This is a genomic window from Rothia nasisuis, assembly GCF_928381405.1.
GTDB classification, from domain to species: domain Bacteria; phylum Actinomycetota; class Actinomycetes; order Actinomycetales; family Micrococcaceae; genus Rothia; species Rothia nasisuis.
The window spans coordinates 16323-38617 of the sequence record NZ_CAKMSB010000002.1; the positions used below are offsets into that span (position 1 = coordinate 16323).

Consider the following 22295-nt stretch of genomic DNA (forward strand, 5'->3'; position numbering starts at 1 on the left):
GGGTGAATCTGAGGGTTTGCACCCGGCCCTAAAGCGCTGTATAGTTGGTACTCGTTGCTGGCAGGCCTTTGGGCTTGTGTGGCTCCTTGCGCGGGTGGCGGAATAGGCAGACGCGCTAGCTTGAGGTGCTAGTCCTCGTATTAGAGGGTGGGGGTTCAAGTCCCCCCTCGCGCACAAGGGTAATCCCCGGTTCTATGGAGCCGGGGATTTTTTGTGTTTGGCTTCATGGACCGCTGGGTTCTTATTTGGGGGTGTTTATCAGCAAAATGTGAATTGAGCGGTCCATGGGATGTTGAAGCTCTCTCTTCTCAGTGATGAGCTGCCCGACTTTAGGGAGCAAATATTTTGCATGGCAGTGAGGGAACAGGTATAGTTGGTACTCGTTGCTTGCAGGCCTTTGGGCTTGTGTGGCTCCTTGCGCGGGTGGCGGAATAGGCAGACGCGCTAGCTTGAGGTGCTAGTCCTCGTATTAGAGGGTGGGGGTTCAAGTCCCCCCTCGCGCACAAGAAAAACCCTTATGGGATACAAAAGAAACCGGCTTCTGCTAACAGGGGCTGGTTTTTTATTGACAGTGCTCCAATCACTGAAATACCGGGCGATAGACTGGCCCTATGCAACCCACCGAACCCCGCGCGTCCGCTCCGCTCCTTGAACATACCTACAGTGAGAGCTTCCCAGACTTGGCGCACCAGGCCCAGCCGGACATTTCACCGGGAACCCGCTTGGCCTGGCTTAACGAGAAGCTTGCTCATGACCTGGGGCTAGACTCTGCCTGGCTTCGTAGCGAAGCTGGCCTAGCCTGGATGACGGGCAGGGGAGAGGCCCCCACCTACGCCCTGGCCTACTCTGGGTATCAGTTCGGTCAGCTATCGCCGGTGTTGGGTGACGGACGCGCCCACCTTATCGGCGAATTGGCAGTTCCTGGGCGCGATGTGACCCCCACCAGCTCGGGGTCCTCCTGTGTTGACCTGCACCTTAAAGGTAGCGGGCGGACGTCCTTCTCCCGCCCCGGTTCGGACGGCAAGGCCCCGCTGTCGGCGGCCTGGCGGGAGGCTGTCATCGGGGAGTCCCTGCATGCGCTTGGTCTGCCCACCAGCAGGGCACTGGCTGTGTTTGAAACCGGTGAAAAGGTGCGGCGTCGCGCACCTGAGCCAGAGCCGGCAGGCCTAGTCCTACGCGTCGCCGCTAGTCACCTGCGGGTGGGCACATTCCAATTCGCCCAGTATCACTGCGAACCTGAGGTAAGAACTCAGCTGGTCGACTATGCTCTAGCTCGTCATTTTCCAAATCGTGACACCGGGGAGACGCACGGTGAGCGGGCCTTGGCCCTGCTTCGTGCTGTGGCGCAGCGGCAGGCTCACCTGGTGGCCAGCTGGCAGGCGCTCGGGTTCGTACACGGGGTGCTCAACACCGATAATGTGACTATCTCTGGTGAAGCTATCGACTTCGGCCCCTGCGCTTTCATTGATGGTTTTGAGCGCGATAAGGTCTTTAGTTCAATTGACCGCCAGGGGCGCTATGCCTATAACCACCAGCCCGGCATTACGGCCTGGAATCTTTCCCGGTTTGCTGAAACCCTACTCGATATCATTGACCCCCGAGACCCTAATCGGGCAATACACTTGGCTACCGAGGTCATCTCTGACTTTGAAGATGAGATTGTCGAGTTGCAAATAGCGGCTTTCGCGGCCAAGCTCGGGCTTGAGATGGACGGGGTGGATAAGGACGTCCGCGTTCAGGTAGGCAGGTTTGGGCAGCTGACGCTGGGGCTGTTAGCGCGCCATGCTCTGGACTTTACAGGATTTTTCAGGTCTTTGACTGAGGGAATCTGCCTGCTGCCTGAGGAAGAGCGGTCGGCCTGGCTGGCCCGGTGGGGTGAGCTGAGAGAGGCTACGGATACCAGCTCGAAGCGCGCTGAGAAGCTCATGCTGGCCCATAATCCGGTTTATATTCCCAGGAATTTAGCCCTCGATGCTGCCCTGCGGCAGATGGAGCGCGGAAACCAGCAACCGCTTGAGGAACTGCTGGAAGCGGTAAGTACCCCCTTTGAACGCCGTGACGGCCTCGATTATCTTGAAAGCGCCCCCGCTGAATCCCGCTTTTTCACCAGCTTCTGCGGAACGTAACACAGTGGCCACTAGAGATTTACAGCGGACCCCTTGACGGCGTGGATAGAGCAGACCTATTTTTGTGTTAAGCGTCACCTATAAGTAGGGTGATGGCCAATCAGTGAGGGAAGCTATGCCGCTGTATGACTTTAAATGCCCAGCCTGCGGAGTTTTTGAACAGAGCCACCCCATGAACACCGCCCCTCGTTCGGTGCCCTGCCCAACCTGTTCTGAACTCTCCCGCAAGCTCATGCCGGGTGTCGGACTGTCTCGCCTCAACACCCCGCAGGGGCGACTGCTTGAATCAACCCAAGCCAGTGCCCACGAGCCCCAAGTTGTGAGAGGTAAGCCCACCGCTACACCCCGTCCTAACATCACCTTCAATCCCAAGCACAGACTACTTCCTCGTCCTTAAGGAGGCCCGTCATGCCTGTCAACCTCTTTCCCCTCGATTCCAGCAAACCCTTTGACCAGCAAGAAAAACTAGGCCACAACCGCTGGCACCCAGAAATTCCACCCGTAGCAACCGTCAAGCCGGGCACCTCCTTCCGGGCAGACTGCCGAGAATGGTTCGACGGTTTTATCAAAAACGATGACTCGGCCGACGATGTCCGAGACGCCCCACTCCACACTGTCCACGCCCTTGCAGGCCCTTTTGCTGTTGAAGGTGCAGAACCTGGGGACCTGCTCATTGTCGATATTCTTGAGGTCGGCCCCATTCCTCAAGAAGAGGGCCCCCTTGCTGGGCAGGGCTGGGGCTACACCGGAATTTTCGCAAAAAATAACGGCGGTGGTTTCCTGACCGACCAATTCCCGGACGCCTACAAAGCTATCTGGGATTTCAAGGGCGGGGAATGCACCTCGCGCCATATTCCTGGTGTGAAGTTCACCGGTATCGTGCACCCCGGGCTCATGGGCACTGCGCCGTCAGCACAGCTGCTTGCCAAGTGGAATAAACGTGAGGGTGACTTGATTGCCACTGACCCACTGCGCGTCCCGCCCCTGGCTCTACCGCCTGAACCGGACGGAGCCCTCCTCGGCTCTTTGAGTGAAGAACAGTATCAGCGAGTCGCCGCAGAAGCGGCACGCACTGCTCCTCCTCGTGAAAATGGTGGCAACCAGGACATCAAAAACCTCACCAAGGGCTCCCGTATCTTCTACCCGGTCTTTGTACCGGGAGGCCACCTATCAGTGGGTGACCTGCACTTCTCCCAGGGTGATGGTGAAATCACCTTTTGCGGAGCCATCGAAATGGGCGGCTACATTGACCTGCACGTTGATATCATCAAGGGCGGTATGGAAAAGTACGGCGTCTCTGAAAATGCCATCTTCATGCCGGGCCGGGGAGGGCCCGTATATTCAGAATGGCTGGCCTTCTCTGGCACCTCCGTGACCTTGGAGGGAGATCAACGTTATCTGGATTCCCAGCTGGCCTACCAGCGAGCAATTCTGCACGCTATCGATTACCTAACCCAATTCGGCTACTCACCGGAGCAGGCCTACCTCTTACTCGGTGCCGCGCCAATCGAGGGTCGCTTCTCTGGAGTTGTTGATATTCCTAACTCCTGTGCCACCGTCTACATCCCCACCGAAATTTTTGATTTTGATGTACGCCCCGGCAAGGATGGCCCAATCAAGATTGATCCTGGAATCGGAGCGCCCCGTTCGGCAAACCCCGTATAGTTAGAAGGCGCGCAAAGGCCCGGGGCCTGCCACCAAACCTTTGGTGGCAGGCCCCGGCCTTTTGCTCTGGTGACTGTCTAGCAGAAGCTGGTATTAACCAGCTGGCAGGTTCTTAGAGCTCAGTGTTAGCTTCAGCCTGTTTGTTGCTCTGGGCGCTTTCCTGCAGGCCTGACGCTGCACGCAGCGGGGGAGTCTTGAAGAAGAGGGTCAGAACAAAGGCAAGCAGGGTAGCGCAGAAAGCAACCCAGTAGACCGACAGGGTTGAAGAATTGAAGCCAATCATGAAGGGGCGGGTCAGGCGAGCATCTGCCCCGGTGAGGTACGAAGTATCCGAGGTAGAAACCCCAGACTCCTCACCCCCGGTCGAGGTCGAAGAAATCTGTTCTGCCAGGGTGGGGGTGATCTGATCGACCCAGTAGGAGCGCTGCGCGTCATCAGCCCAGTCAACAACCAGGGTGCCATCCTGCACCGAAGCATGAGCCTGTTCAGCTGCGGCGACCAGTGCAGCGTCGCCACCGGCTGCGCGAGCCTGCTCACTAACTGCTGAGAGCTCAGATGCAATAGAAGCCTGAGCCGGCTCCACAAGCTGATTCCACATCTGTTCCATAACTCCCTGGTTCTCAGGTGCAGAAGCCACAGCGGGGGTGAGAGCTGCATCGAGACCTGCGCGAAGGTCGTCCTCATTGCCCATGGCCTTCATGATGTTGCCTGACATGGCCGAGAAAAGAATCGACAGGAGCACGGCGGTACCCATGGTGCCGCCGATCTGACGGAAGAAAGTGGAAGCAGAGGAAGCAACACCCATGTAGGTGGGAGCAACTGCGTTCTGGGAGGCCAGTGTCAGGGACTGCATGAGCTGGCCCAGGCCCAGGCCCATGATGAACATGCCGATCATGAGGAACCAGAAGGGGCGGTCAGCCGTCATGAAAGTGAGATAGAAGTAGGCCACGACCATCAGGGCAGTACCCAGGACGGGGAAGATGCGGTACTTGCCGGTGCTAGCCACCACGCGGCCCGACACGATGGAGGCAATCATGATGCCTGCCATCATGGGCAGGGTGGCGAAGCCTGATTCGGTGGGGGTGAGGCCCGTGACGATCTGCAGGTAAAGGGGGATGGTCATCATGGCGCCGAACATGCCAAAGCCCACCAGGAAGCCCAGAATAGACGACATGGAGAAGGCACCGGAGCGGAAGAGGGCCAGGGGCAGAATGGCGTCCTGGCCCATCTTTGATTCGATGACGAGGAAGGCAGCTAGGCCCAGGGCTGAGACGATGAAGCAGGTAATGGAGGTGGTGGACGTCCAGCCCCATTCGCGGCCATGTTCGGCAACCAGCAGAAGGGGAACCAGGGCTACTACAACGCTGGTGGCACCCCACCAGTCAACTCGGGGCTTGTGGGTGAGGTCGGTGATGCGGGGCAGGTACAGGGACTTCCACACGATACCCAGGGCAATGATGCCGATGGGGACGTTGATGAGGAAGACCCAGCGCCAGCCGGTAATCCAGAGAATTTCCTCGGTCCCAGCAAAGAGACCGCCGGTGAGTGGGCCAAGTACAGAAGAGATGCCAAAGACAGCTAGGAAGTAACCCTGATACTTGGCTCGTTCACGGGGAGCTAGCATGTCACCCATGACGGCCATGGGGAGCGACATGAGCGCACCTGCGCCAATACCTTGGAAGGCGCGGAAGATGGCCAGCATGACCATAGAGGTAGAGAAGCTAGAGAGCAGCGACCCCAGAATAAAGACCACGATGCCAAAGAGGTAGAGGGGGCGGCGGCCGAAGAGGTCGGAGAGTTTGCCGTAGATGGGGGTGGTGATGGTGGAGGTGATCATGTAGGCGGTGGTGACCCAGGCCTGCTGTTCTAGGCCGTGGAGATCATCGCCAATCGTCCTGATGGCAGTAGAAACAATGGTTTGATCAAGAGATGAGAGGAACATGCCCGCCATTAGACCTACGATGACCAGCATGATTTGCCGGTGTGTCATAAGTGGTGTATTTGAGGCGGTCGTTTGCTCCGCTGAAGCTGTTGTTGTAGGCATGAAAAACCTTCGGGTCATGGAGAAGTACGTGGATTTGTATGGTTTGTTTGCTCTACTCTGTGCGGACGACTGACTGAGAAGGGGCCTAGTTCGTGGTGAGTGATAGGAACAGTTTATTTGCAGTTCTGCAAAAATATTGTCGCCTTGTGTTTATTTTGCATCACATTGCATGAACTAACCTCAATTGGAGCGATGAGAGCGTGTGTGACCTTGCACAAAAGGTCAGGAAGGCTATATGTGGGTTTGTGGGGTTTTGTGAGTAAAGGTCGGTAGAACCCCCAGTAAAAGACAGGTAAACCCACACAAAAACGCATAATTGCATGGCATACTGGTGGTGTAGAAAACCAGTTACAACCCCTCGGATTCTGTGAAAGGAACCCACTATGGCCCTCGAAAAGAAGAACACCAAGCTCGGCGTCATCGGTGCCGGTGGCGTTGGCTCAGCCACCGCTTACGCAGCTACCCTACGCGGTGCCGCTGACGAAATCGTTATCTACGACATCGCCGGTGAACGTGCCGAAGCTGAGGGTCTCGATATCGCCCACGGCACCATGTTCGCCCACGAGGCCGAGGTCTCAGGTTCTGGTGACGTTGAAATCCTGCGTGATGCCGACCTGATTATCGTCACCGCCGGTGCCCGCCAGAAGCCGGGCCAGCCCCGCCTAGAACTGGCAGAGGCCAATGTCAACATCTTCAAATCCATGCTACCCAAGGTCATGGAAGTTGCCCCCAACGCAATCCTGATGATCGTCACCAACCCCTGCGACGTGCTTGCCGTCGTAGCCCAGAAGATTACCGGCCTACCCACCGAGCGCTGCTTTGCCTCGGGAACCGTGCTGGACTCCTCCCGTCTACGCTGGCTTATCGCTGAGAAGGCTGGCGTATCCATCAAGTCTGTGCACGCCAACATTGTGGGTGAACACGGTGACTCCGAGTTCCCCGTGTGGTCGGCAGCCAATATTGGTATGGTTCCCCTGGATGAGTGGGTTGATGACTCCGGTCAGAAGGTTTTCACCGATGAGGTCAAAGAACAGCTGGCCGAAGAAGCCATGCGCGCAGCCTATAAGGTGATTGAGGGCAAGGGCTCAACCAACTACGCTATCGGTATTTCAGCAACCCGTATCGCCGAGGCTATTCTTCAGGGGCAGGACGCCGTGCTCAATGTTGCCACCCAGGTGCGCGGACGGTACGGCATCGAGGGCGAAGCTGCGCTGTCGCTTCCTTCGGTTGTCTCCCGTGACGGGGTCAAGCGCGTCCTTGATGTGCCCATGACCGACGCTGAAATTGAGCGCCTTCGCGCATCAGCTGCTGCCATCAACTCTTCACTGGCCACTCTCGGCTTCTAAAAGGTACCTTCTAGCGCACCTGCGGTGGCCCGGCTGTATACAGCCGGGCCACCGTGTTAAGTAAAAATTTAGCTACCGGTATTTCGTGCCTGTGGCTAAAGAGGGTAACGTCTACTGTATGAGTAATAACCCCCGTGCCGAACTGGCTCATCTGACCGCCGCCCTTGAAGAGCACCTGAACGCCATTATCAATAGCCGGGGCGAACACGATGCGTCTGTTGATAACACCTACGTAGCCATCGCCAATGCCTTTGAACGCTACGAAGAGGCCCTCTTTGAAGCCTACGAAGAAGTTACCCCGCTCGAGGTTTTCATTGAGGATGACGATGAGGACGAAGACGATTTTGACTACGACTTCGATGATGAAGACGATGACGAGGTGGAATACGTGCTGGAACCGCGTCAGTAGCAAATCTGTAACGGGCCTAACCTGTTATTCCTAGCACAGCACCGCGTGCGGTGCTGTGCTTTTGTGCTTCCTCGCGTAGAGTTTCTAGCTGTGGAATGGATACAAGCAATCATCCTGGGTCTGGTCCAGGGTCTAACTGAGTTTTTGCCGATTTCGTCATCGGGACATATTCGTATTGTGGGTCAGTTCTTGCCGAACGGTGAGGATCCAGGCGCAGCTTTTACAGCTATTACCCAGCTGGGTACTGAGACAGCTGTTTTGGTCTTTTTTTGGAAAGACATTGTGCGCATCTTAAAGAACTGGTTTGGTTCTCTGGTGGGCAAGGTCGATAAGAAAGACCCGGACGCTCGCATGGGCTGGTTTATCATCATTGGTTCTCTGCCGATTGGAATTTTGGGCATTCTGCTTGAGGACTACATTGATTCGACCTTCCGTAGTCTCTGGATTACCGCGACCATGCTGATTGTGTTCGCTATCTTTTTGGGTATTGCTGATCGCATTGGCAAGGAGCAGCGCCAGCTCAAGGATCTTACCGTCAAGCACGGTATCTTGTACGGGTTTGCTCAGGCTTTGGCGCTGGTGCCCGGTGTGTCACGCTCCGGCGGCACCATTATGGCGGGCTTGCTGATGGGCTACACCCGTGAAGCTGCGGCGCGTTACTCCTTTCTGCTCGCTGTTCCTGCCGTTTTTGCATCGGGTCTGTATAAGCTGGCGGGCAGCCTGTCAGACGGCTTTACGGGCTATTACGGCTTTGGCTCCACGATGGCGGCCACGCTGGTTGCCTTTGTGGTGGGCTACCTGATTATTGGTTGGTTCCTCAAGTACGTTTCAAACAAGAGCTATAGCATTTTCGTCTGGTACCGCATCGCGCTGGGGTTGGTGCTGTACATTCTGTTGGGCACCGGCGTACTCGTTGCATAAGCTGACTCACGTTTTCTACCCGCCCGGAATAGGCTTCTGGGCGGGTATTGTTTTAGGCAGAAGTAATGTACGTACAGGGTAGCTGCGTTGGTGGCCCTGTGTCTTGGAAGGTTCTCATGCGCGCTTGGAGTCAGCCTCTTATTCCGTCACTGCCGGGCACGGCCCCGTTGCCCACTATTGTTGATACGGCGGCCGGTGGCCGGGTGCAGCTGGAGCGTGAGGAACGGGCTGGGCTGTATGTCTGCGGTATCACCCCGTACGATGCCACGCACCTGGGCCATGCCTCAACCTATGTTGCGTTTGATCTGTTGAATAGGGCCTGGCGCGATGCCGGCGTCCCCGTGACCTTTGTGCAGAACGTGACGGACGTGGATGACCCGCTGCTGGAGCGGGCTGAGGCAACCGGTGTTGACTGGAGAGACTTAGCCGAGGAACAGATTGAGCTCTTTCGCACCGATATGCAGGCCCTGAACATTATCGCTCCCGACCACTATGTGAGCGTTGTGGACTCTGTAGCGGATGTTGCTGGTGCCGTGGCGCGCCTGTTGGAGCTGGGCGTAGCCTACACTGTGCCCGGTTTTGTTGATGAGCACGGGGTGCAGCAGCCCGACGGTGATGTCTACTTTGATCTTGAAGCCGCTGAGGCAATGGGGCGGGATCAGCCGGGTGCCTGGGAGCTGGGGCAGGTTGCGCACTACAGCCGGGAAGAGATGCTGACAATTTTTGGTGAGCGAGGCGGCGACCCGCAGCGCCCCGGTAAGCGTAGCCAGCTTGATCCCCTGCTGTGGCGTGTTGAGCGCCCCGGTGAGCCTGCCTGGGAGGCTGCTGTGCTTGGGCGGGGCCGCCCCGGCTGGCATATTGAGTGTAGCGTGATTTCGGGCCGGTACCTGGGTGCGCCCTTCTCGGTACAGGGTGGTGGCTCTGACCTAATTTTTCCGCACCACGATTTAGGGGCGGGCCATTCTTTCGCTCTTAACGGTGCTCCTATGGCCCGCCATTTTATGCATACCGGTATGGTGGGCCTTGACGGTGAGAAGATGAGCAAGTCACGGGGTAACCTGGTGCTGGTTTCTGCCCTGCGCGCCTCGGGTGTTGATCCTGCCGCTCTCCGTTTGGCCCTGATGGATTATCACTACCGCACGGACTGGTTCTGGGAGCAGGGGGTGCTGACTAAGGCTCAGAATCGTTTGGAGCTTTACCGCTCTGCCGTTGGGGTGGCTGAGGGTGAACCTGATGCGGCGGCACTAGCACTTGTGCAGGCGGTCCGTGAGCATCTAGCCGACGATCTCAACGCCCCGGCGGCCCTGGTTGCCCTGGATCAGTGGGCGCTGACCACCCTTGATGGCGGTGGTTCTGGCGGGCAGCTGGTGGCAGACGTGCTTTTAGCCAGGTTAGGTGTACAGCTGACTAAGTTTGCGTAAATTTTTTGTGGCTAGCTAGCTTTCATGGTCTCTGACAAGCTCGTTCTTTGCTAGTGTTAGGTATGACATATTTCAAGAGATGATGGGTGTTCGCTCCGTGGCGGGAGCTGGCACCCACTATCAGGAGGATGATATGCCTATATCACACAAATTACGCACTCTGGCGGCGGCTACCGCTGTCAGCGCTTTAGCCCTCGTTGGGCTACCCCCTGCAGCGTCGCAGGATCTTGACGAGAGTGTCAGCTCGAAGGACGCGAAATCTATGCTGGTAATGGATCTTTCGGGTTCCATGCTTGAAAGCGATATTGACGGCGGTACCCGGCTGGATGCTGCGAAGACTGCCGCAACTGAACTTATTGATTCCATGCCAGATACTGCCAACCTGGGCATGATGGTCTATGGTCAGAAGGTGCCCGCATCTGAGCCGAAAGAGGAAGGGTGCAAGGACATCGAGGTGGTGGCACCTGTGGGCAAGAGTGATAAGCAGGAGCTGAAAAAGTCTATTGCGGGTTTTACGGCCAGTGGCTATACCCCTATGGGGGAGTCTCTGCTGGCTGCCGCTGAGGAGCTAGGTGATACCGGCGATCGCTCTATTATTTTGGTTTCAGACGGTATTGATACCTGTGCGCCCCCTCCGGTGTGTGAGGTTGCTCAGAAGCTGGGCGGCCAGGGGTTTGACCTGACCATTCACAGTTGGTTTTAAGGTGGACGAGGCCGCTCAGAAGGAGCTGGAGTGTGTGGCTGATGCCACCGGCGGTGAGTTTATTTCTGCTGAGAACACCCGCCAGCTGGCTGATTCGATGACCTTTCTGACCCACCGTGAGTTGGTGGGCTATGAGACGGTAGGTACGGAGTTTGAGTTTGCCGATAAGCCTGAGGACGCCATGTGGCTGGGGGAGGGGCGCTACCGCACCTCCGTTGTTCCCGACCTGAGCTCAAGCTCAGGTGACCCTAAGCCTCGCTACTACCGCCTGGCTATCCCCGAGAATCACAACGCGATTGTCACCCTCAAGGCCATCCCCAACCGTAACTCAGAGGGTGAAGGCGAGCAAGATCTTTATGTTAATATTGAAGAAATTAGTAACAGCTCCAGTGGCTCCTGTGAGGAGGACTTCAGGGTAGATTCATCTTCCTTCGAAACAGTGCACGCCAGCAACTTCAAACCGGTAACAGGAGTCTTCGGAGTGGTTAGAGCTCCCTCTGACGAAGAACCGGATCCCAGCTGTGACCAGACCCAGTGGGTTGTTGAAAACAGTGTTTATGTTACTGAATCAGCTTTTGATGCTGACTACGCTGATAATGAGGTGCAGGTAGAGGTCGAGGTTCAGTTTGAGCCGGTGATCAAAGATAATGACCGTAAGCAGCTTCACGAGGGCTGGTATGGCCTGAATCAGCAGTCGCTTCCCTCCATGAGCTTCGGCCAGCCCTCAGAAATCGTTGGCGGTAAAAACTACGCCGAAGCCAAGGAGCTATCCTCTGGCAATACCTACAGTGACACGGTAGTCCAGGGGGAGATGAAGTACTACAAGATTCCGGTTGAGTGGGGTCAGCGCCCCGTTGTGGCCGTTCGATCTGCTGAGGGGGAGACCGGTGAAACTGCACCTGTTAGTAGCATACTAACGAACCCCTTCTACGCTGAGGGTACGACTAATAGTAGAACTGATGGGGGCGTTGAAATCACCGCTCCTGATCGCCCCATTGAGTTTATGAACCGCACAATTAACAAGGGAGGTCTTTATACCTCTTTTGCTGGCAACTACTATTTAGCTGTCGGCCTATCAGAATATAACGCAGAGAGGCTGGAGGGTGCCGAGCAGCCCGTAGAGATTTCAGTACTGTTGGACGGCGAGCCCACCATTGGCCCTGACTGGCGCCCGGTTGAAAACAACGGCCCTGAGCCCTCTGACCAGCCCATCCTGTCAGACCGGGTAGCCCCGGGTACCACCAAGAGCGGCTCGGCAGACCAGGCGACCTCAGACTCAGATTCCTCAGCTACCGACCAGGACGCTGATAGTGAGCAAAACCTCGCCAACACGTCAGAAAACGATGGATTCTTGGGCAACGTGCTCGTCATGTCACTGGTAGCCCTCCTGGCCCTGCTCATCATCGGTGCCCTCGTTGCGGTATTATTTATCCGAAAAAATAAGAGCAAGAACGTACCACCGCCCTATGGTCCCTAACCAGACCGTCTTAGCAACCCCAAAGCTGAGGCAGTAAGAAGTGCCCTGCCCTCTGCACTATAGCTATAGTGCAGAGGGCAGGGTGCTGTGGTAAGCCCGGCAATAGGCTAGCTGGGTTCCCCAGGAGCCTGACCGGGCTCACCTCCGTCACGGCCTCTCAAAAACCTCTCAAACTCAGCCGCAATATCAACCTGCCCCAAACCGTCCAGGTCATCGCGAGCCTCCGCTGCTGACTCAAGCGTACGCACAAAACTAGAGAGCTCAGGCTCATCGTCCAAAAGATCAGCGGCGGTGCGTTCCCAACCCATAATCCGGTCAGAGAAAATATGCAGGGGCAAAGGTATGCCGCAGACAGCTTCAAGGGTGCTCAGCAAAGCAAAACTGCCCTTAGGGTGGGGAGGCTCAGGGAGGTAGTAGGGAACAGACACCCAGAGCGAAAGAGAGGGCACACCCTGCTCACCAAGAGCTTGAGCAAGCACACCAATCAGACCGGTGGGGCCCGTATAAGTACTCTGAGCCACCCCATCAAGCTCCAGGGCAGCCGGCGCCCACGAGGTAACAGAGACCGGGAACGCGAGGGTGTGCGGAATCTCATCTAACAGAGATCCGCACAAGATCACCAAATCAACCTGCTCATGCTGAACCAGGTCTACCACATTGCTCGTTAGCTCATGCCAGTTGAGGGAGGGCTCCGGCCCGGTGAGGGTCAAAACCCGCCTGCCGGCCGTAGAAATTCCCTCGGTGAGAGTGAACTGGGGCCACGTTACAGTCGGGCTCCCATCCTCGTCGGTGCTGAGATGCGGGCGGGTGACGGTGTAATCGTAGTAGGCGCTACTCGCGAAACTTTCCCGAGGCTGGGAATGAAGGTAATCCTGAACCGCCGTGAGAGCATCCTGAACCGCGCCCCCGGCATCGTTCCACCCCTCAAGACCTACAAGAAGCAGCGTGGGGGCACGCTCCGGAGGTGCGTTGAGCTGGGCAAAATGCTGGAGAGCGTCAAGGGGCAACGGCTGATTCATCACTCCCACATACTACCCGATAGCCGCAAACCTGCAGGAAGTTCAGAAGGGCAAATACAGGGATAGACTGGTAGTTCAGCGCACGCGCAGAACGCAATCGTTACACAGAAAGGGACGCGATGCCTACTAGCCCCGGAGTTCGTGTTGGGCATTTTGCAGGCGCCCCGATTTACCTGCGCTATTCCTGGTTCCCACTGATGGCACTGGTCATTGTAGGGTACGGCATGAATTTAGCCAGCTGGAGCTCCCTCACCACCGCGCAGGGCTACCTGGCAGCCACCGTGGTAGCGGTAACGCTGGCGGCAGGAGTGTTCGTACATGAACTAGCACACGCCACAGTAGGCCGGGCGCACGGAGCCCGCATCTCGTCCATCTCACTGACCATCTGGGGCGGGCAAACCAAGATGCAAACCACCTCAGCGGGAGCCTCCTTCTGGGTGGCGGTGAGCGGGCCAGCAGTGAACTTTATCGTGGCCGGGCTCTGCCAGCTCATATGGAACGTGACCGGAACAGCCGATTTCTTTGGCTTTACACTCGCGGCCCAGGTCAATCTGGCAATTGGCCTCTTCAACCTGATTCCAGCCTTTCCCCTCGACGGCGGCTTTGCCCTTGAGTCCCTGGTCTTTCTACTCAGCGGAAGAAGGTCAACGGCTACCAGGGTCACAGCCTACACAGGTCTTCTACTCATAGCCCTCTTGGTGTCAGCGGTGGTACTGACCGGAATCTGGCGATCTACCTGGATGCTAATCGTGGCTCTTGCCCTGCTCTTTTACCTCTGGTCTGGTAGCAGCTACGCCCTGAAAGCCCTGGGCGATAACTCCAACCCGGCGCACCCACTACGAGCCTCCTCGCTGGCCGTGCCCACCCAGCAGGCCCCGGCATCTGCACCCATCGAACAGGCCGTTCAACAGTGGGACGGGCACTCGCCCCTACTCCTGCAAGAAGAGCGCGGAGGCCAACCAATCGGCGTTATCTTGCCGCAAACCCTCAGCGCGGCTGCCGCCACTCTGCCTGGTCAGCCGCTTGAGGCGATAGCCCTACCCCTGGCCCCGGTTCCTATTGACGCCTCTGCTGGCTACCTCGACACTGTCGATGAGCTTAACGGATTTGCCCACTACCGCAACAACCCGCAGGGCAACCAACTCGACACTGTCTGGTTGGTGCGTGAGCACGGCTCGCAGGGCGAACACTACACGGGCATCATCACGGCCCGGCACATGACCGATACCCTTCTTGCCCAACGCCAGAGCCCCTCATGAGACAACATGACCACCGCAGCCTTTTTCTGAGACAATAGATAGAAACACCGCTAGCGAAAAGAGAACACACCTTCATGAGCACCCCCACCGGTAGCATCAACCGCCGCGGACCCTTCAGGCCGGGTGAGCGGGTCCAGCTGACCGACGAGCGTGGCCGCATAACCACTATCACCCTGACGAGCGGCGGCGAGTACCATTCACACCGTGGCTTCTTTAAACACTCCGCACTGATCGACAGGGTTGAGGGTACCGTCATCACCAACTCTGAGGGGTACAAATTCCAGGCCCTGCGCCCCCTCTATAAGGATTTTGTGCTCTCCATGCCTCGCGGCGCTGCCGTAGTCTACCCCAAAGACGCGGGCCAAATTGTGGCTATGGCAGACATCTTTCCCGGTGCTCGCGTGATTGAGGCAGGTGTCGGCTCGGGTGCGCTCTCGATTGCCCTTCTGCGCGCTGTGGGTGACGGTGGCCACCTGCGTTCTTTTGAGCGCCGTGAAGAGTTTGCCGATATTGCCCGTGGCAACATTGAGACCTTCTTCGGCGGCCAGCATCCGGCCTGGTCACTGACCCTGGGTGACTTGGCTGAGACCCTTGGCGAGGTCGAACAGCCAGGGAGCGTTGACCGTGCCGTCCTTGACATGTTGGCCCCCTGGGAGTGCCTGGACGCCGTAGCAAGGGCCCTCGCCCCTGGCGGGGTCATCATCTGCTATGTTGCCACCGTGACCCAGCTTTCCCGCGTAGCAGAGGCCCTTCGCGCCGACGGCAGATTTACCGAACCCGAGTCACATGAAACCATGGTGCGCGGCTGGCACGTAGAGGGCCTGGCCGTCCGCCCCGACCACCGCATGGTGGCCCATACCGGCTTTCTGATGACCGCCCGCCGCCTGGCAGACGGGGCTGAGCGCCTGGCCCCCAAGCGCCGCGCCTCGAAGACTGATTTTTCGGAAGAAGACATGAACGCCTGGACCCCCACAGCCCTAGGTGAGCGCAACGTCTCTGACCGCAAGCTACGCCGGGCGGGGCGGGATGCCCTGAACCTGGCTGAGAAGGCTGCCTCTGCCACCCAGACGGCAAACGCGGAGCAAAAAAGCACAGGGCAGACTGGCGAGTAGACTTATCAGTGCGCCGTTGCTGCCTACTGATAGGGAGAAACGGCCCTGGTTGAGGCAAGCAGAAGAAAGAAGCAACCATGAGCGAGCATAAAACCGTTTCTGCAGCTGATTACGAGCGAATCCTGCGGCAGCTCAACATAGCTAACGACAGCCGCCGAACCCTAGACCGGCAGCTACGTTCTGCCGGGGAGCGCAATCAGAAGTTAGTGGCCGCTCTCACCAAAACGAAGAAGGAAATTGAGCACCTGCGGGTTGCGCTTGCGCAGGAGGTCTCACCACCGCTCAACTCTGCCGTGGTGCTGGGGGTACACGGTGCTACGATGACCTACCAGGAGCTGGCAGACGGTAAGACTCCCGCTGAGATTGAAGAACACCTTGATGTGCTCATGGGTGGCCGCCTGGTGCGTGTGACCTGCTCACCGCTGTTGCCTATAGGCCAGGTTAAGCCGGGCATGACCGTCCTCCTTGACGAACAAACCCAGGCCGTTCTATCGCTGGGGTTTGAGGGCTACGGTGAGGTCGTCACCGTACGCGAGGTGCTTGATGCCCAGCGTGTGGTCATCGATATGCCTAACCAGGCTAAAGCCGTGGCTAGAATCTCTGGCGATTTGAGCCCTGATGAGCTACGCATGGGGGACACAGTCACCTACGATTCCCGCATCCAGATGATTACCTCCCGGGTGCCGACCACAGACGCCCAAGAGCTGGTACTCGAAGAAGTTCCAGATATCACCTACGCCCAGATTGGTGGATTGGGCGACCAAATTGATTTGATTCGTGACGCCGTTGAGCTCCCTTTCTTGCACCCTGAAATTTACCGTCAGTATCAGCTGACCCCGCCCAAAGGAATTCTGCTGTACGGCCCTCCCGGCAACGGCAAAACCTTGATTGCGAAGGCCGTGGCCAACTCGCTAGCTGCTCGCGCCGCTGAACGGTCAGAGGGGCAGAAAAAGACCGGCTACTTCCTCAACATCAAAGGCCCCGAACTGCTCGATAAGTATGTGGGTGAAACCGAACGGCAAATTCGCGACATCTTCGCAGCGGCCCGCGAGAAGGCACGCGCTGGCTACCCCGTTGTGGTTTTCTTCGACGAAATGGAGTCCCTTTTTAGAACCCGCGGCTCCGGGCGCTCATCGGATGTTGAAACCACTATCGTTCCTCAGCTCCTGTCAGAAATTGACGGTGTTGAAGCGCTTGATAACGTGATTGTTATTGGTGCAACCAACCGCGAAGACATGATTGACCCGGCCGTGTTACGCCCCGGCCGTCTTGACGTAAAAATTCGCGTCAACCGCCCTGACCAGCAGGGCGCAACCGAAATCTTCAGCCTCTACCTGACTGAAGGGCTCCCAATTCACGAGTCTGAGATAGCAAGGGCAGGTTCTAAGAACGCGGCTGTGGGGCAGATGATTTCAACCGTCGTTGACCAGCTTTTCTCAGCCTCCTCTGAGAATCGCTACATCAGCGTTGACCTTGAAAACGGGGTTAGCCGCTGGCTGTTACGCGGCCATTTTCTCTCGGGCGCGGTGATACGGAATATTGTTGATCATGCCAAGAAGCAGGCCATTAAGTCTTACCTGGCTACCGGGTCTGAGGGAATTACAACCGAGCACCTGCTGGAGGCCGCCAGAGTCGAGTTTGAAGATCAAGTTGAGGTTCCGCAGGCTGCCGAAATTGAGGACGTTTTGAGCACCCTCAACATTCGTTTGCGCGTGGTCAACGCGGCCCCTGCTCGGGCGGTTCAGCCGAACGACTCCGGGGGTGAACAGTAAGAGATGACCGTTCAACGTGTTATGGGGGCAGAAACTGAGTACGGTGTTTTTGCTCCGTCAAAGCCCTCGGCTAACCCCGTGGTGCTCTCTGCTTTTGTGGTCAATACCTACGACGCCCTCTTTAAACAGAAACTAGCCTCCAGGGCCCAGACCGAGTGGGAGTACGGTTCGGAGTCGCCTCTGGCTGATGCCCGCGGGTTTGAGCTTGCGCGCGAAGCGGCGCATCCCAGTCAGCTCACTGACACCGCTCATGTGTTGACCAGTGAAGACATCGCTGCTGAGGCTCTCAGCGAGGCCGGTCTTTTCGCTGAGCGCATTGACTGGGACTCGGTTACTATGAATTCAATCCTGCCCAACGGGGCCCGTTTTTACGTGGATCATGCCCACCCTGAGTACTCTTCACCAGAAGTGACCAACCCGCGCGATGCCGTCCTGTGGGATGCTGCCGGCGATTTTATTGCTGCCCAAACCGTTGCTGCTATCGAACAGGTAGCTACTGAGCCTGCTACCAGCATGCCCGCGGTCAATCTGTACAAGAACAACACCGACGGTAAGGGCCAGTCCTACGGCTCCCACGAGAATTACCTTGTAACCCGGTCAGTTGACTTTGAGTACCTGGCTGCTGCCCTCCTTCCCTTCTTTGCCACCCGCCAGATTATGGTGGGAGCCGGGCGCGTGGGCCTGGGCGTAGCGGGGGAGCAGGCCGGCTTTCAACTTTCCCAGCGTGCCGACTTCTTCGAGCGCACTGTGGGCCTTGAAACCACGATTCGTCGCCCTCTGGTCAACACCCGCGATGAACCCCACGCTGACCCTGCCCGCTACCGCCGTTTGCACGTCATTACCGGGGACGCCAACCTCTCGCACTACTCTAATCTTCTGAAATTCGGTACCATGTCTCTGGTGTTGAATCTGGTTGAAGCGGGTGCCGTACCCACCATTAAGCTGGCAGACCCGGTTGCAGCCATGCACACAGTCAGCCATGACCTGTCCCTGACCGCAGAACTTCCTTTGGCTACCGGTGGCACTATGACCGCCCTGCAGATACAGCGGGCCTACCTGGCAGCTGCCCAGCAGCTCGAAAAAACCGCAGATGCGGCAACAGTCGAAGTCCTCGGACTCTGGCATGAGACCCTGTACGCGCTGGAGCACGATTTGTTCTCACTTGCAGACAGGCTAGACTGGGTTGCCAAGTATGCCCTGATGAGTTCTTACGTTGCTAAGGGGAGTAGCTGGGGGGACTCTAAGCTGGCCGCCATTGACCTGCAATACTCCGATGTGCGCCCGCAGAAGAGCCTTTACCATAAGCTGGTCGCCCTGGGCCGTATGAAAACCCTGTTCTCTCAGGAGCAGGTTGCGGACGCGGCTACTCACCCGCCGCGCGATACTCGCGCCTACCTGCGCGGGCGGCTCATCACCACCTGGCCCGATGAGGTAGTGGGCGCTAACTGGGATACCCTCTCGGTACGCAACCCTCTTTCACCTGACCTGGTGAGAATCCACATGGATGATCCGCTCGCCTATACCGCTGAGCAGGTTGATCCTCATCTGGGGCTCCCGCACGCAGACCAGCTCCTTGCACTCCTCTCCGACCACACCTGAAACTCAGGCCACCTACCACAGCACGTAGCACAGCCTGATTACCACAGAAAAGAGAAAAAATGGAACGCATTCAGCGCCAGCACACCGAGCAGACCGGCACCCAGCAGACTGAAGAAGTAGCTATCAGCCAGCAGGGCACCGAAGTGAATCAACAGGCAGTTACCGACATTGATGACCTGTTGGCTGAAATTGACGGTGTGCTTGAAGAGAACGCCGAAGACTTTGTGAAGGGTTTTGTGCAAAAGGGAGGCCAGTAAAACCAATACTCACCCAGCATGACGCTAGAGAAGAAAGATAAGATTATGGAACGCAGAATCTTCGGGATTGAAACCGAATTCGGTATCCGCTACGTCCCCAAAGGGCTGGGGCCTCTGGCCCCTGAGGAGGCCGCCCGCAAGCTCTTCAAGCCGGTAGTTGATACCTGGCGTTCCTCTAACGTCTTTCTTCCCAACGGGGGGCGCCTCTACCTTGATGTGGGCTCTCACCCCGAGTACGCAACCGCTGAGACCGCCTCTGTGAGAGACGCACTGATTCAGGATAAGGCTGGGGAACTCCTGCTCAACGACCTGGTCAATCAGGCCCAGGATCAGCTTGAAGCTGAGGGCTTTGACGGCTCGCTGTACCTGTTTAAGAACAATGTGGACTCCGCGGGCAACTCCTTTGGCTCCCACGAAAACTACATGCTCGAACGCAAGGTTGAGTTCTCCCGCCTGGTGCGTTCCCTGATTCCCTTCCTTGTTACCCGCCAGATTCTGGTGGGTGCGGGAAAGGTTCACCCCGCTGGACCCCCAGACTGGGGCGGGCGTCCGCTCGGAAGAGTTGGCAAACCCAGCTTTTCTTTCTCACAGCGCGCAGACTACATCTGGGAGGGGTCATCCACGGCCACGACCCGCGCTCGGCCCATCATTAACACCCGCGATGAGCCCCACGCCGATGCCTCACTTTACCGTCGTATGCACGTCATTAACGGGGATTCGAACATGGCGCAGGCAACCACACTGCTTAAACTGGCATCAACCGACCTTGTACTTCGCATGCTCGAGGACTACTACCCCCTAGATAACTTTGAAATCAAAGACACTGCGACGGCCCTGCGCATCATTTCCCACGATCTCACAGGCAGGGCGACCTTTCCCCTGGCCGACGGTACCGAAACCAACGCGCTCACACTCCAGCGAGCCTACCTGGCCGCAGCCACCCGCTACATAGAGGAGCGCGGGGAACATCACCCCGACGTCTCCTACGCCCTTAACCTGTGGGAGCGCACCCTGTCCGCCGTTGAAACCGGTGGCACCTCACACATTGATACCGAAATTGACTGGGCTATCAAGAAAAAACTTCTCGATACCTATCTGGCTCGCGGGGCACGCGGTTACGATGACCCCAAAATTCAGCAGCTCGATTTGGCTTACCATGACATTGACCCAGCTCGCGGGGTCTTCGGCCTGCTCAGCCGCAAAGGGCTCGTCAAGCAACTCATCGCGGCAGATGAAATTGCATATGCCGCGGTGCATCCGCCGGCCACCCGTGCTGCCCTGCGCGGTCGCTTCATTAATGCTGCTCGGGCAGCGGGAGAACCCATCACCGTGGACTGGGTTCATCTCAAACTTAACAATGCTCCCCACCTCACCGTCACCTGTAAAGACCCCTTTGCCACCGAGAATGAATCCCTCGATGCGCTTCTAGCTACACTGGGCACTCAACCGCAGGAGGGCTGGGCCCCACCCTTTATCTAATCAAAGCAGGGGAGCCGCTCACCCACCCGAAGCCAAGCCCAGCACCAAAACCACAGCGCGTACCCAGACCTCACCCAGCTCTTTCAGCTAGTATGTACGCGGTGAAGAAAAGCGTTGCTTAATCCAGCGCACCCCCAACGAAAGTGAAACCACGTGAAGAAGAAGTCAACCCTACTCCTTACCGGTAGCGCCATACTTGCCCTGACTCTGTCAGCCTGCGGTGGCTCAAGCGAGGGTAGCAAACTCTCTGATGTCAACTACACCATGAACGGTGCGACCGCGGCCCCCTCGGTTGCTTTCGAAACTCCTTTCGCGGCCAACGGCACTGAAGTGTACAAGATTGAGGACGGCAGTGGAGAAACTATCTCTGACGGCGACAACCTGCTCGTTGACGCCACTGTTTTCAATGGCTCAGACGCCAGCCAGCTGGGCTCCACCCTCACCGATTCCCCCATGTTGATTCCCGTTGACCAAAACCTCAAGGATGCCGCACCTGAGCTGTACAACATGCTGGTTGAATCCAAAGTTGGAGTGAACTTCTCCTACACCACCAATGTTGACCCGAACTCCACCTCTACCGCAGAGGCAACCCCCACTGTCTCACCGGGCACGGCTACTAACGTTGAGGTTTACACCGTACTCAATAAGATTATGAACAAAGCCGAGGGTGAAGCCAGCGAACTAGATACCCCCGGCGTGCAGAGTTTTGAGCAGGCCGAAGACGGCACCGCCACCTTGACCCTCAGCGAGGATCGCGGTGACGCTCCAACCGAGCTGGCTACCCAGGACCTCATCACCGGCACCGGGGACGCCGTTACTGAAAGCGACACTCTCTACGTCAATTATGTGGGTGTGACCTGGGCTGATGGAACTTCATTCGACGGTAACTACGGGGCAACCCCGGTAGCTCTTTCGCTCAATAACGTTATTGAGGGCTGGAAGCAGGGCCTTGTCGGCAAGACCGTCGGATCCCGTGTGCTGATGGTTATACCCAGTGAGCTGGCCTATGGTGAAGATGCCGCGTCGTCCGGTGCGCCCGAGGGTGCGCTGGTCTTTGTCGTTGATATTCTTGGGGCAACTCCTGCACGTACCTCCACTGCCGAGGCTACCCCCACCGAGACAGCGACCGCTGACCCCTCAGCAAGCGCGACTCCGTCTGAGACCGCCACCTCTTCTGAGACTGAGAGTGAAGCTGCCACCGAGTCAGCTTCACCGTCCGCCAGCGAATCAGCCAGTAACTAGCCTTTACATACACCACTAAGAAACGAGAAATCATGTCTTTTGGCCAGCAAAAACTTGACCGGTCCAAGCCCGAAGTCGACTTTCCTGAGGGGGGCCTTCCAGAGGAGCTCGTCATTATTGATGAGATTGAGGGAGCAGGCGAGTCGGTGGAGGCCGGCGATACCGTCTCTGCCCACTACGTAGGAGTAGCTTTTTCTACGGGTGAAGAATTTGATTCGTCGTGGGGCCGCGGTGAGCCCCTGCGCTTTCAGGTAGGCGTTGGCATGGTTATTCGAGGCTGGGACGAAGGTCTACTGGGGATGAAGGTGGGCGGCCGCCGCCGTCTGGAGATTCCCAGTGAGCTGGCCTACGGTTCACGCGGTGCCGGTGCTGCCATCGGCCCCAACGAGTCCCTGATTTTCGTAGTTGATCTGGTCGATGTCACCAAACGTTAGAGAATAACAA

19 protein-coding genes and 2 tRNA genes are annotated in these 22295 nt (G+C 57.4%); 19 read left to right on the forward strand and 2 right to left on the reverse strand.

Features of this window, described 5'->3' with window-relative positions; translation table 11 throughout:
• Positions 1 to 88: 88 nt before the first annotated feature.
• The 5 genes from L6966_RS01575 to fmdA all read left to right on the forward strand — a co-directional run bounded on the left by L6966_RS01575 (position 89) and on the right by fmdA (position 3791).
• Positions 89 to 174, forward strand: a tRNA-Leu gene (locus L6966_RS01575).
• 243 nt (positions 175 to 417) lie between these two features.
• A tRNA-Leu gene (locus L6966_RS01580) sits at positions 418 to 503 on the forward strand.
• 108 nt (positions 504 to 611) lie between these two features.
• A complete protein-coding gene (locus L6966_RS01585; protein WP_237232776.1) occupies positions 612 to 2126 on the forward strand; it encodes a protein adenylyltransferase SelO family protein in 1515 nt (504 codons plus the stop codon).
• A 115-nt stretch (positions 2127 to 2241) separates the two neighbouring features.
• Positions 2242 to 2523, forward strand: a complete 282-nt coding sequence (locus L6966_RS12155; protein WP_083091007.1) for an FmdB family zinc ribbon protein — start codon at positions 2242 to 2244, stop codon at positions 2521 to 2523.
• An 11-nt stretch (positions 2524 to 2534) separates the two neighbouring features.
• Positions 2535 to 3791, forward strand: a complete 1257-nt coding sequence (gene fmdA, locus L6966_RS01590; RefSeq protein WP_083091008.1) for a formamidase — start codon at positions 2535 to 2537, stop codon at positions 3789 to 3791.
• A gap of 112 nt (positions 3792 to 3903) precedes the next feature.
• On the opposite strand, the gene L6966_RS01595 is transcribed toward fmdA, so the two are convergent.
• Positions 3904 to 5835 (reverse strand): MDR family MFS transporter, encoded by a 1932-nt coding sequence (locus tag L6966_RS01595; RefSeq protein ID WP_237232777.1) that lies wholly within the window; start codon positions 5833 to 5835, stop codon positions 3904 to 3906.
• Positions 5836 to 6218: 383 nt separating this feature from the next.
• On the opposite strand from L6966_RS01595, the gene L6966_RS01600 reads away from it, so the two are divergent.
• From L6966_RS01600 to L6966_RS01625, 6 genes are all read left to right on the forward strand, one after another.
• Positions 6219 to 7181, forward strand: coding sequence for an L-lactate dehydrogenase (locus L6966_RS01600; protein WP_237224949.1), 963 nt, complete (start codon positions 6219 to 6221; stop codon positions 7179 to 7181).
• A 118-nt stretch (positions 7182 to 7299) separates the two neighbouring features.
• Positions 7300 to 7590 carry a hypothetical protein gene (locus L6966_RS01605; protein ID WP_083091335.1) on the forward strand — a complete coding sequence of 97 codons (291 nt, stop codon included), beginning with the start codon at positions 7300 to 7302 and terminating at the stop codon, positions 7588 to 7590.
• Positions 7591 to 7680: 90 nt separating this feature from the next.
• Positions 7681 to 8511 (forward strand): undecaprenyl-diphosphate phosphatase, encoded by an 831-nt coding sequence (locus L6966_RS01610; protein ID WP_237224948.1) that lies wholly within the window; start codon positions 7681 to 7683, stop codon positions 8509 to 8511.
• Positions 8512 to 8627: 116 nt separating this feature from the next.
• Positions 8628 to 9932: a cysteine--1-D-myo-inosityl 2-amino-2-deoxy-alpha-D-glucopyranoside ligase gene (gene mshC, locus L6966_RS01615; protein WP_083091012.1), complete on the forward strand. Its 1305-nt coding sequence runs from the start codon at positions 8628 to 8630 to the stop codon at positions 9930 to 9932.
• A gap of 133 nt (positions 9933 to 10065) precedes the next feature.
• Positions 10066 to 10635, forward strand: a complete 570-nt coding sequence (locus L6966_RS01620; RefSeq protein ID WP_237224947.1) for a VWA domain-containing protein — start codon at positions 10066 to 10068, stop codon at positions 10633 to 10635.
• A gap of 34 nt (positions 10636 to 10669) precedes the next feature.
• Entirely contained in the window at positions 10670 to 12112 is a 1443-nt protein-coding gene (locus tag L6966_RS01625; protein WP_237224946.1) for a hypothetical protein, read from the forward strand.
• 107 nt (positions 12113 to 12219) lie between these two features.
• Here the strand turns inward: L6966_RS01625 and L6966_RS01630 are convergent, their stop codons facing one another.
• The gene (locus L6966_RS01630; RefSeq protein WP_237224959.1) at positions 12220 to 13131 is read right to left on the reverse strand and encodes a PAC2 family protein; all 912 of its coding nucleotides are present in this window, start codon (positions 13129 to 13131) and stop codon (positions 12220 to 12222) included.
• A 119-nt stretch (positions 13132 to 13250) separates the two neighbouring features.
• Between L6966_RS01630 and L6966_RS01635 the strand changes: the two genes are divergently transcribed.
• The 8 genes from L6966_RS01635 (at position 13251) to L6966_RS01670 (ending at position 22285) form a co-directional block, all read left to right on the forward strand.
• On the forward strand, positions 13251 to 14390 hold the full coding sequence (locus tag L6966_RS01635) for a site-2 protease family protein (protein WP_237224945.1): 1140 nt from the start codon (positions 13251 to 13253) through the stop codon (positions 14388 to 14390).
• Between the two features lie 74 nt (positions 14391 to 14464).
• On the forward strand, positions 14465 to 15502 hold the full coding sequence (locus L6966_RS01640; RefSeq protein WP_237224944.1) for a tRNA (adenine-N1)-methyltransferase: 1038 nt from the start codon (positions 14465 to 14467) through the stop codon (positions 15500 to 15502).
• Positions 15503 to 15579: 77 nt separating this feature from the next.
• Positions 15580 to 17274 carry a proteasome ATPase gene (arc, locus tag L6966_RS01645; protein ID WP_083091018.1) on the forward strand — a complete coding sequence of 565 codons (1695 nt, stop codon included), beginning with the start codon at positions 15580 to 15582 and terminating at the stop codon, positions 17272 to 17274.
• A gap of 3 nt (positions 17275 to 17277) precedes the next feature.
• Complete coding sequence (gene dop / locus L6966_RS01650) at positions 17278 to 18873, forward strand: depupylase/deamidase Dop (RefSeq protein ID WP_237224943.1); 1596 nt, start codon at positions 17278 to 17280, stop codon at positions 18871 to 18873.
• A gap of 59 nt (positions 18874 to 18932) precedes the next feature.
• On the forward strand, positions 18933 to 19130 hold the full coding sequence (locus tag L6966_RS01655; RefSeq protein ID WP_237224942.1) for a ubiquitin-like protein Pup: 198 nt from the start codon (positions 18933 to 18935) through the stop codon (positions 19128 to 19130).
• A gap of 45 nt (positions 19131 to 19175) precedes the next feature.
• Positions 19176 to 20609 (forward strand): Pup--protein ligase, encoded by a 1434-nt coding sequence (gene pafA / locus L6966_RS01660; RefSeq protein ID WP_237232778.1) that lies wholly within the window; start codon positions 19176 to 19178, stop codon positions 20607 to 20609.
• Positions 20610 to 20762: 153 nt separating this feature from the next.
• Positions 20763 to 21851: an FKBP-type peptidyl-prolyl cis-trans isomerase gene (locus L6966_RS01665; RefSeq protein WP_237224940.1), complete on the forward strand. Its 1089-nt coding sequence runs from the start codon at positions 20763 to 20765 to the stop codon at positions 21849 to 21851.
• A gap of 32 nt (positions 21852 to 21883) precedes the next feature.
• A complete protein-coding gene (locus L6966_RS01670; protein ID WP_237224939.1) occupies positions 21884 to 22285 on the forward strand; it encodes an FKBP-type peptidyl-prolyl cis-trans isomerase in 402 nt (133 codons plus the stop codon).
• Positions 22286 to 22295 lie beyond the last annotated feature (10 nt).

What these genes read in the sequence shown, in the direction of transcription:
- L6966_RS01585 (WP_237232776.1), top strand. Translation starts at nt 612, where the DNA reads ATGCAACCCACCGAACCCCGCGCGTCCGCTCCGCTCCTTGAACATACC.
- L6966_RS01605 (WP_083091335.1), top strand. Translation starts at nt 7,300, where the DNA reads ATGAGTAATAACCCCCGTGCCGAACTGGCTCATCTGACCGCCGCCCTT.
- L6966_RS01655 (WP_237224942.1), top strand. Translation starts at nt 18,933, where the DNA reads ATGGAACGCATTCAGCGCCAGCACACCGAGCAGACCGGCACCCAGCAG.
- L6966_RS01670 (WP_237224939.1), top strand. Translation starts at nt 21,884, where the DNA reads ATGTCTTTTGGCCAGCAAAAACTTGACCGGTCCAAGCCCGAAGTCGAC.
- mshC (WP_083091012.1), top strand. Translation starts at nt 8,628, where the DNA reads ATGCGCGCTTGGAGTCAGCCTCTTATTCCGTCACTGCCGGGCACGGCC.
- dop (WP_237224943.1), top strand. Translation starts at nt 17,278, where the DNA reads ATGACCGTTCAACGTGTTATGGGGGCAGAAACTGAGTACGGTGTTTTT.
- L6966_RS01640 (WP_237224944.1), top strand. Translation starts at nt 14,465, where the DNA reads ATGAGCACCCCCACCGGTAGCATCAACCGCCGCGGACCCTTCAGGCCG.
- L6966_RS12155 (WP_083091007.1), top strand. Translation starts at nt 2,242, where the DNA reads ATGCCGCTGTATGACTTTAAATGCCCAGCCTGCGGAGTTTTTGAACAG.
- L6966_RS01595 (WP_237232777.1), bottom strand. Translation starts at nt 5,835, where the DNA reads ATGCCTACAACAACAGCTTCAGCGGAGCAAACGACCGCCTCAAATACA.
- L6966_RS01620 (WP_237224947.1), top strand. Translation starts at nt 10,066, where the DNA reads ATGCCTATATCACACAAATTACGCACTCTGGCGGCGGCTACCGCTGTC.
- L6966_RS01600 (WP_237224949.1), top strand. Translation starts at nt 6,219, where the DNA reads ATGGCCCTCGAAAAGAAGAACACCAAGCTCGGCGTCATCGGTGCCGGT.
- L6966_RS01635 (WP_237224945.1), top strand. Translation starts at nt 13,251, where the DNA reads ATGCCTACTAGCCCCGGAGTTCGTGTTGGGCATTTTGCAGGCGCCCCG.
- pafA (WP_237232778.1), top strand. Translation starts at nt 19,176, where the DNA reads ATGGAACGCAGAATCTTCGGGATTGAAACCGAATTCGGTATCCGCTAC.
- arc (WP_083091018.1), top strand. Translation starts at nt 15,580, where the DNA reads ATGAGCGAGCATAAAACCGTTTCTGCAGCTGATTACGAGCGAATCCTG.
- fmdA (WP_083091008.1), top strand. Translation starts at nt 2,535, where the DNA reads ATGCCTGTCAACCTCTTTCCCCTCGATTCCAGCAAACCCTTTGACCAG.
- L6966_RS01630 (WP_237224959.1), bottom strand. Translation starts at nt 13,131, where the DNA reads ATGAATCAGCCGTTGCCCCTTGACGCTCTCCAGCATTTTGCCCAGCTC.